The 14,422-nt window shown below is 65.2% G+C and carries 18 protein-coding genes; 1 reads left to right on the plus strand and 17 read right to left on the minus strand.

Translation table 11 applies throughout. The annotated features are described in order from the left end of the window. Positions 1-58: 58 nt before the first annotated feature. Positions 59-826 (plus strand): hypothetical protein, encoded by a 768-nt coding sequence (locus MLP_RS14530; protein ID WP_156821163.1) that lies wholly within the window; start codon positions 59-61, stop codon positions 824-826. A gap of 35 nt (positions 827-861) precedes the next feature. On the opposite strand, the gene MLP_RS14535 is transcribed toward MLP_RS14530, so the two are convergent. The 17 genes from MLP_RS14535 to MLP_RS14615 form a co-directional block, all read right to left on the minus strand. Then, a complete protein-coding gene (locus MLP_RS14535) occupies positions 862-1,317 on the minus strand; it encodes a DUF2550 domain-containing protein (protein ID WP_013863891.1) in 456 nt (151 codons plus the stop codon). A 53-nt stretch (positions 1,318-1,370) separates the two neighbouring features. Next, positions 1,371-1,775, minus strand: coding sequence for a F0F1 ATP synthase subunit epsilon (locus tag MLP_RS14540; protein ID WP_013863892.1), 405 nt, complete (start codon positions 1,773-1,775; stop codon positions 1,371-1,373). Between the two features lie 5 nt (positions 1,776-1,780). Beyond that, positions 1,781-3,235, minus strand: a complete 1,455-nt coding sequence (gene atpD, locus MLP_RS14545) for a F0F1 ATP synthase subunit beta (protein ID WP_013863893.1) — start codon at positions 3,233-3,235, stop codon at positions 1,781-1,783. Between the two features lie 59 nt (positions 3,236-3,294). Next, complete coding sequence (locus MLP_RS14550) at positions 3,295-4,209, minus strand: F0F1 ATP synthase subunit gamma (RefSeq protein ID WP_013863894.1); 915 nt, start codon at positions 4,207-4,209, stop codon at positions 3,295-3,297. A gap of 24 nt (positions 4,210-4,233) precedes the next feature. Beyond that, positions 4,234-5,868 (minus strand): F0F1 ATP synthase subunit alpha, encoded by a 1,635-nt coding sequence (gene atpA / locus MLP_RS14555; RefSeq protein ID WP_013863895.1) that lies wholly within the window; start codon positions 5,866-5,868, stop codon positions 4,234-4,236. A gap of 49 nt (positions 5,869-5,917) precedes the next feature. Further along, positions 5,918-6,712: a F0F1 ATP synthase subunit delta gene (locus MLP_RS14560; protein ID WP_013863896.1), complete on the minus strand. Its 795-nt coding sequence runs from the start codon at positions 6,710-6,712 to the stop codon at positions 5,918-5,920. Continuing rightward, the gene (locus MLP_RS14565; protein ID WP_013863897.1) at positions 6,712-7,257 is read right to left on the minus strand and encodes a F0F1 ATP synthase subunit B; all 546 of its coding nucleotides are present in this window, start codon (positions 7,255-7,257) and stop codon (positions 6,712-6,714) included. The genes MLP_RS14560 and MLP_RS14565 overlap by 1 nt, the downstream gene beginning before the upstream one ends. Before the next feature lie 13 nt (positions 7,258-7,270). Next, positions 7,271-7,498, minus strand: a complete 228-nt coding sequence (gene atpE / locus MLP_RS14570; protein ID WP_041792454.1) for an ATP synthase F0 subunit C — start codon at positions 7,496-7,498, stop codon at positions 7,271-7,273. Positions 7,499-7,578: 80 nt separating this feature from the next. Beyond that, a complete protein-coding gene (gene atpB / locus MLP_RS14575) occupies positions 7,579-8,394 on the minus strand; it encodes a F0F1 ATP synthase subunit A (RefSeq protein ID WP_013863899.1) in 816 nt (271 codons plus the stop codon). Beyond that, on the minus strand, positions 8,391-8,684 hold the full coding sequence (locus MLP_RS14580) for an AtpZ/AtpI family protein (RefSeq protein WP_231851317.1): 294 nt from the start codon (positions 8,682-8,684) through the stop codon (positions 8,391-8,393). Before MLP_RS14580 ends, atpB begins: the two co-directional genes overlap by 4 nt. An 80-nt stretch (positions 8,685-8,764) precedes the next feature. Then, on the minus strand, positions 8,765-9,313 hold the full coding sequence (locus MLP_RS14585) for a hypothetical protein (RefSeq protein ID WP_041790084.1): 549 nt from the start codon (positions 9,311-9,313) through the stop codon (positions 8,765-8,767). Between the two features lie 184 nt (positions 9,314-9,497). Next, positions 9,498-10,628, minus strand: a complete 1,131-nt coding sequence (locus tag MLP_RS14590) for a glycosyltransferase family 4 protein (protein ID WP_013863902.1) — start codon at positions 10,626-10,628, stop codon at positions 9,498-9,500. A 3-nt stretch (positions 10,629-10,631) separates the two neighbouring features. Next, a complete protein-coding gene (locus MLP_RS14595) occupies positions 10,632-11,516 on the minus strand; it encodes an L-threonylcarbamoyladenylate synthase (RefSeq protein WP_013863903.1) in 885 nt (294 codons plus the stop codon). Then, positions 11,510-12,502: a tRNA (adenosine(37)-N6)-threonylcarbamoyltransferase complex transferase subunit TsaD gene (gene tsaD, locus MLP_RS14600; protein WP_041792462.1), complete on the minus strand. Its 993-nt coding sequence runs from the start codon at positions 12,500-12,502 to the stop codon at positions 11,510-11,512. The genes MLP_RS14595 and tsaD overlap by 7 nt, the downstream gene beginning before the upstream one ends. After that, entirely contained in the window at positions 12,495-13,103 is a 609-nt protein-coding gene (locus tag MLP_RS14605) for an L-threonylcarbamoyladenylate synthase (protein WP_049804555.1), read from the minus strand. The genes tsaD and MLP_RS14605 overlap by 8 nt, the downstream gene beginning before the upstream one ends. 16 nt (positions 13,104-13,119) lie before the next feature. Beyond that, positions 13,120-13,737, minus strand: a complete 618-nt coding sequence (locus tag MLP_RS14610; protein ID WP_013863906.1) for a hypothetical protein — start codon at positions 13,735-13,737, stop codon at positions 13,120-13,122. Positions 13,738-13,739: 2 nt separating this feature from the next. Beyond that, entirely contained in the window at positions 13,740-14,384 is a 645-nt protein-coding gene (locus MLP_RS14615) for an L-threonylcarbamoyladenylate synthase (RefSeq protein WP_013863907.1), read from the minus strand. Positions 14,385-14,422: the final 38 nt, after the last annotated feature.

Consider the following 14,422-nt stretch of genomic DNA (forward strand, 5'->3'; position numbering starts at 1 on the left):
GAGCGGTCTCGAGCGCCGCGCGAGCAGTGCCATGGACACAGCTACTAGCGTGGATGCCGTGACGACGCCGGTCCGAGGTGAGCAGCCGGCCGTCGAGGAACTCATCCTCGGACCCCGTCCGAACCGCCCAGTCCCTCGGTGGCTGCTGATGGTGGCCTCGATCATGGCTGTCCTGCTGATCTGTGGCTTCGCGGTCTGGCGGTTCTGGCCGCAGCCGGGACCGCCGCTCAGCCTCGCCCAGCTCCAGGACGCGTACGCCGGCATGGTCCGCGGAGACGGCGTCAACGACGCTTCCGTGCTGACTCGCCGAGGTAGCAACCAGGACGCCGTCACGGTCAGCCCAACAGACTGCACGGCCTTGGTGGAGACCATCATGATCAATCGCCTGCCCGCCGCAGCTCTCGACGGCGTCGGCACCTACTGGCTGGAGGGCACCTGGTCGATCGCCCTGTTCACGCTGCGTTTCGACGACTCCTCAGCGGCGCAGGCCGAACTGACTCGCGCCGCGACCGCCTTGGACACCTGTGCTGGCGAGCGAGTCAGCCTGGCCGCCAATCCGACCAGCGGCGGCGAGAACGGCAGCGCCACGCTCTGGCAAGCAGTCGTCGGGCACACGTCCGAGCAGACCACCAGCACGGGGCTCAGCTACACCTTGGCGATGCCTGACGGCTTGATGATCGGCCAGCTGATGACCTACCGCAACACCGTCAGTTGGCAGTTTCGCTACGCCGCGGGTGTGACCACGTACGCCAGCGACCCCGCCGATCGACTGATCCAGTCACTTCAGAACCAGCTCGATGCGGTCGCTGCCACCGCGTCCCGCTGAGCGACCGCCAAGCCGGCGACCAGTGCTCTCCAGCGCTAGATCCGCGGTGGTCGTGGTGGTGCGGCCTCCAGCCAACTCAAGAAGCCGGTCAGCGACTCAGCGCTCATCGCGATCTCCCAAGGCTGACCGGTTCCGTTCCCGGGGCCCTGTTCCTCCAGTTCGACGATCCGTTGCCCGGTGTAGAGCGCGACTGCCTCGACCGGATCTGGCTCCCGGTCGTTGAGCACCCGCACCTCGTTGCGCAGAAAGGACTTTCTGGGCTTGCTGGAGTAGGAGAAGAACCGGAACCACTCCAGCATCTCGGCGTTGTACCGGGCCATGCCCAACGCCCAGCCCGCACCCGGAGTCGAACGATTCAACCGCACGCTGCACTCGAACAGGCCACCTTCGCGAGCCAGCCAGCGCCGGCGCAGTGGCAGCGCAGCCAGGGCCGCCGCTGCCAGCGCAGCGAGCAGCACCAGCAGACACCCGACCAGCAACCATTCATGCATCGCGAATCGACACTAGCTCTGAAGGGCTGCGAGAAGGTTGCGAGAGCGAGCAGCTACAGCCGCAGCTTCTCGGCTGCCCGAATCTGAGCGCTCGCCCAGGCGAAGTGCTGCCGAGTGTCCTCGTCGTCCTCGCCGGCATCGAGCCGTGCCCGCGCCTCGGCCAGTTCCTTCTCGGCCTCGCGTAGGCTCACCTCGGTCGCCGTCGCCGCATACTCGCTCAGGATCGAGACGCGTCCGTGCGCCACCGAGATGAACCCACCGTCGACCGCGAAGATCTCACGGGTGGCGTCCGGACAATAGACCTGGATCGCACCCGCGACCAAGATCGCCAGCACCGGCTCATGGCCAGGCAGGATCCCCATGTCGCCGTCGGTGGTCTTCGCGATGATGTTGGTCGCTTCACCCGACCACACCACGCGCGTCGCCGAGACGACCTCGACATGCAACGGATCTGCCACGAGGCTCAGGCCCCCTTCTGCAACTCAGACCAGCGCTTCTCCACGTCATCCAGCGTGCCGACGTTGAAGAAGGCCTGCTCGGCAATGTGGTCCACCTTGCCCGACACGATCATGTCGAAGGACTCGACCGTCTCGCTGACCGACACCGACGAGCCGGGGATGTTGGTGAACTTCTCCGCCATGTAGGTGTTCTGGGACAAGAACTGCTGGAGCCGACGGGCCCGGTTCACGATGATCTTGTCCTCTTCGGACAGCTCGTCGACACCGAGGATGGCGATGATGTCCTGCAGGTCCTTGTTCCGCTGCAGGATCTGCTTCACCTCGACGGCCACGTCGTAATGCTTCTGCCCGATGAACTGGGCGTCCAGGATCCGCGAGGTGGAGGTCAGCGGGTCCACGGCGGGATACAGACCGCGGGAAGCGATCTCGCGGGAGAGCTCGGTGGTCGCGTCCAAGTGCGCGAAGGTGGTCGCCGGGGCCGGGTCGGTGTAGTCGTCGGCCGGCACATAGATAGCCTGCATCGAGGTGATCGAGTGGCCGCGGGTCGAGGTGATCCGCTCCTGCAGCTGACCCATCTCATCGGCCAGGTTCGGCTGGTAGCCCACGGCCGAGGGCATCCGACCGAGCAGGGTGGAGACCTCCGAACCGGCCTGGGTGAACCGGAAGATGTTGTCGATGAACAACAGCACGTCCTGGTTCTGGACGTCGCGGAAGTACTCGGCCATGGTCAGCGCCGACAGCGCGACCCGCAGCCGGGTGCCCGGCGGCTCGTCCATCTGGCCGAAGACCAGCGCCGTGTCCTTGAACACGCCGGCCTCGATCATCTCGTTGATCAGGTCGTTGCCCTCACGGGTGCGCTCCCCCACACCGGCGAACACCGAGGTGCCACCGAAGTTGTGCGCGATGCGGTAGATCATCTCTTGGATCAACACGGTCTTGCCGACACCGGCACCGCCGAACAGGCCGATCTTGCCGCCGGTCACGTACGGGGTGAGCAGGTCGAGCACCTTGATGCCGGTCTCCAGCATCTCGGTCTTCGGCTCGAGCTGGTCGAACCGCGGCGGATCCCGATGGATCGGCCAGCGCTCGGTGATCTCCACCGTCGCCGGATCAGCGTCCAGCACCTCACCGGTCACGTTCCACACGTGGCCCTTGGTGACGTCACCCACCGGGACGCTGATCGGGGCGCCGGTGTCGCGCACCTCGGCGCCTCGCTGCATGCCGTCGGTCGGCTTCAGGGCGATAGCACGGACCAGGTTGTCGCCGATCTGGAGGGCGACCTCCATCGTCATGGTCCGGGTCACGCCGCCGACGGTGGTGTCCACCAGCAGGGCGTTGTAGATGTCCGGCATCTGATCGACCGGGAACTCCACGTCGACGACCGGGCCGATCACCCGGGAGACGCGACCGATCCCGCCGGCCGGAGCCTCGGTGCTGATCTCTTCTACAACTGCGGTCATGATCCCTCGTTACCTCGTGTGGCTCTGTCGTGTCTGTCTGGTGCTAGTTCGCGTTGGTGCTAGTCCGCGTTCGCGGTTGCTTCGGCCAAGGCGGCTGCGCCGCCGACGATCTCGCTGATCTCCTGGGTGATCTCGGCCTGCCGCGCCTGGTTCGCCTCGCGGGTCAGCTTCTCGATCAACTGCTGGGCGTTGTCGGTGGCCGCCTTCATCGCCCGCTGCCGGCTGGCGAGCTCGGAGGCCGCCGACTGCAGCAGGCAGGAGTACACCCGCGCCGCCACATACAGCGGCAACAACTCGTCCAGCACCGTCTCGGCATCGGGCTCGAACTCGTACAACGGGTGCAGGTCCGGATGTGCCGTCTGCTCCGAGCTCCGCTCCACCGCCAACGGCAGCAGCCGGATCACGGTCGGCTCCTGGCGCAGCATGGAGATGAAACGGGTGTAGACGATATGGATCTCGTCGACGCCGCCTTCCTCGGTCGGCTTCAGGAACGAGTCGATCAGCGCGTCGGCGATGTCCCGAGCGTGCTCGTAGGTGGGCGAGTCGGAGAAACCCTCCCAGCGCCGGTGGATTTCGAACCGGCGGAAGCTGGCGAACGCGATCGCCTTGCGTCCGGCCAGGAACCGCTGCACCCGCAAGCCGTTGCGCTCCAGCAGTTCGCGCAACTGCATGGCCCGCTTCAGCACCGACGACGAGTACGCGCCCGCCAGGCCCCGGTCTGAGGTGATCACCAGGATCGCCGCCGCCTGTGGGTCGGCGACCTGATTGGTCAGCGGATGGTCGATCTCGGGCGCGTCCGTGGCGACCGCCGAGACCGCCCGAGTGAGCTCCCGGGCGTACGGTCCCGCTTCCCGCGCACGCTGCTGGGCCTTGCCGATCCGGGAGGACGCGATCAACTCCATCGCCCGCGTCACCTTCTTCGTGGTGGTGACCGCGGTGCGGCGCTGACGCAGCTCCCTGAGGCTCGCTGGCATCGGTGTGTTCCTCCCTGGTGACCGTCAGCGCTTCTGCGCGACGATCTTCTCCTGGCTGACGTCCTCAGCATCGAGCGGCTCGTACTTCTCCAGACCGGGAAGCAGCTTGCCCTCCGATGTCTGGAAGCCCTGCTTGAACTCCCCGATCTGCCTACGCAACTCGGTGGCAGTGTCGTCGTCGAAGACCTTCGTCTCCCGGATGTTGGCCAAGGCGCTGCCGTGATGACGCAGGTAGTCCAGCATCTCGCGCTCGAACCGGAGCACATCGATGACCGGCACCTCGTCCATCAGACCCTGCAGACCGGCCCAGACCGAGACGACCTGCTCCTCCACCGGATACGGCGAGTACTGCGGCTGACGCAGCAGCTCGGTGAGCCGGCTGCCCCGATCCAGCTGACGCCTGGTGGTGGCGTCCAGGTCCGAGGCGAACATGGCGAACGCCTGCATGTCGCGGAACTGCGCCAACTCCAGCTTCAGCGAGCCGGCCACCGTCTTCATCGCCTTGATCTGCGCGGCACCGCCGACCCGGGACACCGAGATGCCGACATCGATGGCCGGACGCTGGTTGGCGTTGAACAGGTCCGATTGCAAGAAGATCTGGCCGTCGGTGATCGAGATGACGTTCGTCGGGATGTAGGCCGAGACGTCGTTGGCCTTGGTCTCGATGATCGGCAGCCCGGTCATCGAGCCGGCACCCAGCTCGTTGGACAGCTTGGCGCAGCGCTCCAGCAGGCGGCTGTGCAGATAGAACACGTCACCGGGGTAGGCCTCACGACCCGGCGGGCGGCGCAGCAGCAGCGACATCGCGCGGTAGGCCTCGGCCTGCTTGGTCAGGTCGTCGAAGACGATCAGCACGTGCTTGCCCTGGTACATCCAGTGCTGCCCGATGGCCGAGCCGGCATACGGAGCGATGTACTTGTAGCCGGCCGGATCGGACGCCGGCGAGTGCACGATGGTCGTGTACGCCAGCGCGCCGGCCTCTTCCAGCGCACCCCGGATGGAGGCGATGGTCGAGCCCTTCTGGCCGATCGCGACGTAGATGCAGCGCACCTGCTGCTCCGGATCGCCGGACTCCCAGGCCGCCTTCTGGTTCATGATCGTGTCGATCGCGATGGCGGTCTTGCCGGTCTTGCGGTCGCCGATGATCAACTGCCGCTGACCGCGACCGATCGGGATCATGGCGTCGATCGCCTTGATCCCAGTCTGCAGCGGCTGACGGACCTCCTGCCGCTCCATCACGCCGGCTGCCTGCAATTCCAGCGGCCGCCGCTCGTCGATATCGGTGATCTCGCCAAGACCGTCGATCGGCTCGCCCATCGCGTTGACCGTACGGCCCAAGTACCCGTCGCCGACCGGAACCGAGAGGATCTCACCGGTGCCGCGCACCGGCTGCCCCTCCTCGATGCCTTCGGACTCGCCGAGCACCACGACGCCGATCTCGCGCACATCGAGGTTCAACGCGATGCCGAGGGTGCCGTTCTCGAACTGGAGCAGCTCGTTGGCCTTGGCCGAGGGCAGGCCCTCGACCCGCGCGATGCCGTCACCGGAGGTGACGACGGTGCCGACTTCCTCGCGGGTCGCGGTCTCCGGCTGGTAGTTCTGGACGAATCTGTCCAGTGCCTCCCGGATCTCCTCCGGTCGAATCGTCAGTTCCGCCATCGTTTCCTCATCCGATCGTGATCAATTCAAGTTCTGGTTGATGTCTGGGCTAAGCGAAGAGCTTGCGCGCCTCGGCCAGCCGGCCGGCCACGGTGCCCTCGATGACCTCGGTGCCGAGCTCGACTCGAACCCCGCCCAGCAGGTCCGGCTCGACGATGATCTGCAATGACACGCTGCGCCCGACCTGGTGGGACAGTCCGGCCCGCAGTCGCTGCAGCTGTTCCTCGGTCAGCGGCCTGGCCACCCGCACGACCGCAATCACGCGTTCCCGCTGCGCGGCCGCGAGATTGATGTAGCTCTCCAGCGTGTGACTGTACGACCGGTCACGAGCCACCACAGCACGCTTGGCCAGCACGACGGTCGCCAATGTCGCCCTGCCCTCGAGCAGGTCGCCGACCAGCCGCTCCCTGATGGGGCGGTCGATGGACCGCTCGCTCAAGGCGTTTCGCAGACTGGCATCGGAGTCCACCAACCGCGAGAACCGGAACAACTCGTCCTCGGTCTCGTCCAGGTGGCCGGCCCGATCGGCCAACAGCAGTTGCGCTCGCACACCTTGACGCTCCAGCGCCGCCGCGAACGTGCTGCCACTGCTCCAGCGCCGCCGGGTGGCCTCAGCGACCAGGCTCACGCAGGCATCGGACACCTTGCCGTCAAACAGACCGTGGACAAAGGCGGCCTTGGCGGTGTCCGGCGTGCTCGGATCGGTCACCACGCGACGCAGGGTCGGCAAGGTGTCCAGGACATCGACGACCGCGAACAGCTCGTGGGCGAGTTGGTCGCTGAGCTCGGTCTCGTCCAGCAGGGCGTCCAGGACGCCCAGCCGGTCCTCCAACGTCACAGCCATCAGGTGCCGGCCGGAGTGCTGGCGCTGTCGGACTCGAGGTCGGCCAGAAATCGGTCGACCGTACGACGGGCGCGCTCGTCATCGGCCAAGGACTCCCCGACGATCCGGCCCGCCAGCGTGGTGGCCAGGCCACCGATCTCGCTGCGCAGCTGGATCATCACCTGGGCCCGCTCCGCCTCCAGCTGCGACTCGGCAGCCTGACGGATGCGAGCCGCCTCGGACTGCGCCTGTTCGCGCAACTCGGCGATGATCTGGGTGCCCTGGGTCTTGGCCTCCTCGCGGATCTTGGCCGCTTCGGAGCGGGCCTCGGCCAGCTGCGCCTGATACTGCTGCAGCGCCGCCTGAGCCTCTGCCTGCGCTTTCTCGGCCTTCTCCATACCGCCCTGGATCGCAGCGGTCCGCTCCGCGTAGGTCTCCTCGAACCGAGGGACCACGAACTTCCAGATGATCACCGTGAGGATGATCACGAACACGACCCCGGCCACGATCTCCACGGGGTCGGGGAGCAGCGGGTTGGTCGCGTACGGGATGAGAAGCGAAGTCATGGCAGTCAGCAGATCACAGCCCGCCGAAGACGAAGGCCAGCGCGATACCGATGATCGCGAGGGCCTCGGTCACGGCGAAGCCGATCCAGGCGGTGCCCATCATGGCGCCGCGGGCCTCGGGCTGCCGGGCGGTGCCCTGGATGACGGAGGCGAAGATCAGACCCACGCCGATACCCGGGCCGATGGCGGCGAGGCCGTAGCCGACAATGCCGAGCGAGCCGGTGAGCTCCAGTGGAGACATGAACAACATTCCTTTCGGTATTCCGCTGGGGTTTCAGCCGAATCTTGGTTGGACGAACTCTGGTCGATGGATGAACTGGCTCAGTGTTCCTCGGCCAGCGAGGAGGACAGATACACCGCAGTCAACACGGTGAAGATGAAGGCCTGCAGGCACTGGACGAACAACTCCAGGCCGAAGATTGCCATGCTGAATACCAGCGAGACTCCGCCGGCGACGTTGTTGACGATGCTGCCACCGTGCAGCAGCAAATACTCGCCGCCCAGCACGAAGACCAACACCAGCAAGTGGCCGGCGAACATGTTGGCGAAAAGTCGCAACGCCAGCGTGATCGGCCGAACGATGATGTTGGAGAAGAACTCCAGCGGGATGATCAGCCACCACATGAAGACCGGAACACCCGAGGGCAGCGTGGCCCGGCGGAGGTAACCGAAGAAGCCGTGCTTGCCGATGCCGACCGCGTTGTAGACAATCCACACCATCCCGGCCAAACCGTAGGCCCAGCCAGAATGCGAGGTGGTCGGCAAAAGGGTCAGCGGGAAGATGCCCCACAGATTGTTGATCAGGATGAACGAGAAAAGCGCGATCAACCACGGCAGGAATCGGCGGTAGTCGTGCCCGATGTTGTCCCGAGCGATCGAGTTGCGGACGAAGAAGTACGCCGTCTCCCCGAGATACTGCCCTTTGCTCGGCACCAGCTTGTTCTTGCGGGCCATGCTGACCCAGAAGATCAGCACCAGCAGCGTGGCGACGATCGCCATCAACATGTATTTGTCGAACCACGCCAGCCACGGGACGTCCGGGAAAAGCGGTGGCACATTGAAGTCGTCCGCGCTCGGCGGATGGTAGCCCTCGCCGCCGGTCTCCAGCGGCAGCAGCCCCAAGGTCAGCAGGCTCAACGCGCTCCCTCTCCAATCGTGGCCTTGGATGTCTTGTCAGTGGTCTCGGTGGTCCGTCCGAACCGCCGGATGATCGTGTACGCCGCAGCGGCGGCGCCCAACACGATTCCGACGGGCAGCAGGAACCCGGTGCCAAGCAGGTGGTCGGCCAGCCAGCCGAGCCCGCCATACAGCGCGACGCCAGCCAGGAGATAGGACAGCACGCGCATGCCCTGGTCCATCCCAACTGCATGGCTGTGCACGTGTCCCTCCTCCTGCGCCTTGCGCTCCCGCTCCATGGCGAGAGCCACGCTAGCAGCCCGTTGTGACGGTCTGAGTGGTCGGACACGTCGCGTCGGCGACATATTCGACGGCCCGTCGGTGACGCTGGTCACTGGGCACCGTCCTCGGTCGACGGTGGCACGTACTCGGTGTCGTAGACGCCGATCCGCAGTCGGCTGAACACCCAGATCTCGACCGCGATCCAGCCCGCCACCACCGCGATCGTGGTGACGAAGATCGCCATCGGCCACAGCGCGGGGAAAGCCTCCCGATGCCTGCTGTAGACCAACAGCACCAGGCCGAGGATGACGACTCGTCCGGTGTAGCTCGCCATCGAGACCGCGAGCAGAGTACGCGCCCCGGCATCGGCGAACGCGACCATGATCAGCTGACCGACCCCGTAGAAGAAGAGCACCATCGCCGCGGCCAGCGCTGCTGACGCGAGACCACGGGTGCCGTCCAGCACGGTGAACAGCACCAGCGACAGCACCGCGGCGCCGACCCCGCCGACCAAGCCGCCGAGAAGCAGCTTGCGAGCGCGGATCACATGGATGCTGGGTCCGTTCATGGTCACCTCGTCGGCCGGATCCTGCGCAGCGTCACTCCCGCCCACCCTGCCGTCGGCAGGCCGGGCCGAGAGCCCGTTCGTGGTCGTCATGGGGGCGTCGTCGTCCTTCGTCATCAGGCAGCGCGCGGCACGGGATGCGTACCGCAGAAGCGGGCGAGAAAGTGTCCGTGAAAACTACCATGAAGCGGCGTGATCGCGCCCAGGGCAGTTGGCCCCTGGAACAACACGACTGTTGGGCCCTAGATTAATTCTGAGCTCTCTGCTAAATGAACATTTAGTGAACGGGCGGTCGTTGGGTGCGGCGTAGACCGCGGATTGGACGCCCGAGCGTGGCCAGCAGCAGCACCACCGCGATCAGCAGCACGACCGCGACCACCTGCCACTGCCGGTCGGTGCGCACCAGGCCGAGCACACTCACCCCGAAAGACACCAGCGCCGACCAGACATACATCAACAGCACAGCTCGGCGCTGGCTGTGACCGCGCTCCAGCAGTCGGTGGTGCAAGTGCTGCTTGTCCGGCAGGAACCACCAGCGGCCGGCGTACGTGCGGCGGATGAACGCCATGCTGAGATCCAGGAACGGCAGGGCGAGAATCGCCAGCGGCAGCACCAGGGGCAGCACCAACGGCACCAATCCGCTCTGCCCGTCGCCGAGTTGGGAGGGATCCAGTTGGCCGGTCAGGCTGACTGTCGACGTCGCTAGCAGCAACCCCAGCAACATGGCGCCGGAGTCACCCATGAACATCCTGGCCGGGAAAAAGTTATGTGGCAGAAAGCCCAGACACGCGCCGGCGATCGCCACCGTGATCAGGCTCGAGGTCGTGGCGCGGGTGAGGTCCTGGTCGACGGTCAACACATAGCTATAGGCGAAGAAGGCCAAGGCGCCGATCCCGACCACCCCGGTCGCCAGCCCGTCCAGTCCGTCGACGAAATTGACCGCATTCGAGCACAGCACGATGAAGAACACGGTGATGGCGACCGAGGCGCCATAGTCGAGCGAGACCAGCTGCCCCGGGATCGGGATCCAGAACATCCGTACGCCGAGCGCCACCACGATCCCGGCCGCCAGGATCTGACCGGCGAATTTGGTGTACGCCGGCAGGTCGTAGAGGTCGTCCAGCACTCCGACCGCGCAGATCACCGCGGCCGCGATCAGCACGGCGCGTGAATCCTGCTGGACCAGGGTCAGCCGACCCAGGAAGGGCAGCTGCCAGGCCAACACGATCGCGGAGAAGACACCGAGCAGCATCGCCACGCCGCCGAAGTACGGCATGGCCACGGTGTGCACGTCTCGGTCACGCACCTCGGCCAAAGCGCCGGTACGCAAGGCGATTCGGCGACAGAGTCCACTGGCCAGGAAAGTCACCGCGGCGGCGACCAGCATCACCAGCAGGTACTCCCGCACGCCCTAGTCCTTCGGATCCGCAGGATCGGCCGCGCTGCGGGCGGGGTCGTCCTCAGCATCGCCAGTCTCGACCTCGGCCGAGTCGGTCTCGACCGGCGCAACCTCAGCTGGTTCGTCCTCGACTTCCCCAAGATCCATGTCCGCGACCTCGACCACGCCGTCCTCGGTCGGGTCCGGTTCGGGTGAGAACGGGTCCTCCTCCTCGTCGTCCTCGACCAGGTCTTCGATCTCCGGCAGTATCTCGGCCAGCACCGCTCGGGTCAGCGCACCCCGCCGCAGGATCTGTCCATGATCGGCCTGGGTGAAGTCGACGATCGTCGACGCCGGCTGACCGTCGTCTCCCAGTCGGCCGCCATCGAGGTAGACGCTCACGTTCGCGCCGAGCTGGCCGAGCGCGTCGTCACAGGTCAGGGAGGGCGGCAGTCCGCTGATATTGGCACTGCTCACCGCCATCGGACCGGTTCGACGCAGCAGATCTTGGGCAATCGGACTGTCGGGAACCCGCAACGCGATCGTGTTGGCTACGATCACCGACCCCAGCCGCAGCGTGGGCTGCGGGCGGCAGATGATCGTCAACGGCCCCGGCCAATGCTTCCTGATCAGATCGTTGGCCGCGTCCGGAATCTCAACAGCAAGCGCCCGCAGCAGGCTGCCATCCGAGATCAGCACGGTCACCGGAACCTCGGCATCCTGAACTCTCAGCGCCCGCAAGTGGCTGACAGCGTCGTCGTTGAACGCGTCGACGCCAACGCCGTAGACGGTGTCGGTCGGGAACGCCACCGCCTCGCCGGCTTGCACGGCCGCGTCGGCCGAGAGCAGCGCCTGCTCATACTCACTCTCGCTGACCCCGGATACCTGGAGGACCAGTTCCTCGTCGGAGGTCACCATGCCGCGAGTCCGAGGTTCGCCTTGGGCGACAGGTCAGCGCCGACGTGATTGTCCACGTAGTCCCACGCTGCCAGTGCGATCATCGCCCCGTTGTCCGTTGCCCACTTCACCGGGGGCAGGCACAACCGCACCTGGTGTTCGGCGCACACCGCCGCCATCCGCTCTCTCAGTGGTGGGCTCGCCGCGACTCCTCCGACGACGATCAGGCTGGAACTCTTCCGGAGCTCCAGGGCGCGAGAGACTTTCGACGTCAAGACATCGAGGACCGCGTCGACGAACGATGCCGCGACGTCGTCCTGATCAAGCTGCTCGGAGCGTTCGACGAGCATTCGCACCGCGGTCTTCAGCCCGGAGAACGAGAAATCGAGCCCGTTGTTGACCATGGGCCTGGGCAGATCGAAGCGCGCCGACCCGGACGCCGCCATCTTGTCCACGATGGGCCCGCCGGGGTATCCCTTGCCGAGCAGTCTCGCCGTTTTGTCATAGGCCTCACCGACCGAATCATCGCGGGTCGACCCCAGCAACTCGATCGACCGTGGCGACGTCATATGAGCGAGCAGGGTGTGACCTCCCGACACCAACAAGATCATGGCCGGGTATTCGACCCGGGTCTCCTCGAGATCCGCACTCCGCACGTGCCCGCGCAGATGATTGACGCCGATGATCGGCAGCCCCCAACCCCTGGCCAAGGCTCGAGCGGTGTCGACCCCGACAATCAGCGAGCCGATCAGACCGGGACCACGGGTCACCGCTATGGCTTTGAGGTCCGCGTGACTCACATCTGCGGCCTTCATCGCCAACTCGACGGTCGGTAGCACGGCGCGCAGATGCTCTCTGCTCGCCAACTGGGGATAGACCCCGCCGTACACGGAATGAAGTTCGGCCTGGGAACTGATGATGTTGGACAATACCTGGCCATCTCGGCCGACGACCCCGACCGAGGTGTCATCACAGGAGGACTCGATCCCCAAAATGAGATCACTCACCACGTAGTACCTCCAAGATGGTTTCCGCCGGGATGGCGCCTTCCCGCTCGACCACCGGTGGATCAGGTCGGCAATTCACCAGAGTTGAGGCAACACTCGAACGAGATCCGCCATCAACCACGATGTCCGGCTCGCCGGACAGGGTTGGCAAAATCTCATCCACCGACTGCAGCACAGCACTACCGCTGGCATTGGCGCTGGTGCACAAAAGAGGCCCCACTCTGCGTATCAGCCAGCGAAGCTCTCGATCCGCCGGGATCCGGACGGCAACCTCGATTCGTCCCTGCAGCCACGTCGGCCGAGGAAGGCTGACATCAAAACCCAGCGCGAGCGTCAGCGGACCCGGCATGTAGTCGGAATCGATCAGTCGCACCGCCGCGGGCGACAAGGCGGCACCGAGCCCCCGAATATCCGAGATCGAATCCACCAGAAACGGGAGGTTCTTGTCGTACGCGCGTCCTTTGAGATCGAAGATGCGTGCGCCGGCCGCCGCTATCGAAGGCAGCGCGGCCAACCCGTACACGGTGTCGGTCGGGACGAGCGCAACGCCGCCGGACTCGAGAACTTCCGCAACCTGCGCATAACTCTGGTTGGTCGGCAATACTCGTATCACTCCTTCACACCTCCGTTCCCTTCTTCACACCTGCGTAGTCGCCAGCCTGAAGGGGCAGGGTTGCCGGTGCCTGATGACCCAAGAACATGGCGGCCGCTGTCGACAAGATGGCGGGTGCCTCCTCAGCGTGAGCGCGAGAGAGAGCCAACCGCAAGAAGAGACTCGCCGCACGCTTCTCGCTCAGCCGCTCTGCCGCCAGCCGGGCCTGCTGATGGAGTCGGAAGATCAAGAATGAATGAACCCCAACAGCGGCAATGGCAACCGAGAATGCGGGAATGACGATCGCAATTGGAGCTTCGAAATGAATAGAAGCCGTCAGCACGATCACCAAGAACAGCAGTGCAGCGATGGGCAGCGACCAGAAGCCATGGCGATACTGCTTTTCGGCGATTCGCTGCCAACTCGCGGACTCCTCCTTCATTCCCTCCATCAGGTCGTTCCACTCCATCCCGATGCTCTCCGCCGGCAACGCCGACCCTTCGAGCAGCGCACGGATATCGCGCATAGCTTCAGCTTCGGTCAGGCGACCATCACGGCGGCGTGCCAGTACGAGGTCCAGGGCAGTCTCATCGACGAAGAAGCTCTCGCGGGCCCGCCGTACCAACTCTTCGAGCTCACTCATTGTCACTCATATCGAAATGCCATGGACGGAAGCGAATCGAGGGTGGCGCGGATGTCATCTTCGGCTATGTCGCCCGGCCGAAGCACATCCAATCCTCCAGACTTCCCGACGCGAATTACTGTCGAGTGTTGCGCGGAGAATCCAGAATCATCTCCTTGAATAGCGATCCAGCCGCTTTTGCGACTCAGCGTTGCGTCCGGGTGGATCAACTGCATAGCAGCGACAAAATCGCGAACCTCGTGACCGGCCTGGTCCCGTACGGCGACACTGGTCACCCCGTAGGCGTGCAACCCGGCAAGCTCACGCTCCAGAATCGAGTCAGGAATCCTCACTCCGATCGTGGCATCCGAAGATCCGACTGCGGAATAGGCGAAGTCTCGACCGGGGCCGGTCGGGTTCGAGGGACAAACAACCGTGAGTGGACCTGGGGTATATTTCTCCAGCAAGCTCACGACCGCCATACTCATGCGGACATGCTGCTTCGCGTGAGCGATCGATCGGAATGCGACCGAGACCGGCCAGTTCGTCGGGCGGGATAACATGGCGTTGATCTGGTCACGGGTTTCCTTGCTCCAGGGCACCATAGCCACGGAGTAACAGGTGTCGCTGGGCGCCAAGACGAAGCCACCCTGGTCGACCAATTTCACTCGGATGAGCTCCAAGTCACGGCTACGCAGTGCGCCTG

This window comes from Microlunatus phosphovorus NM-1 (assembly GCF_000270245.1).
Classification (GTDB): Bacteria; Actinomycetota; Actinomycetes; order Propionibacteriales; family Propionibacteriaceae; genus Microlunatus; species Microlunatus phosphovorus.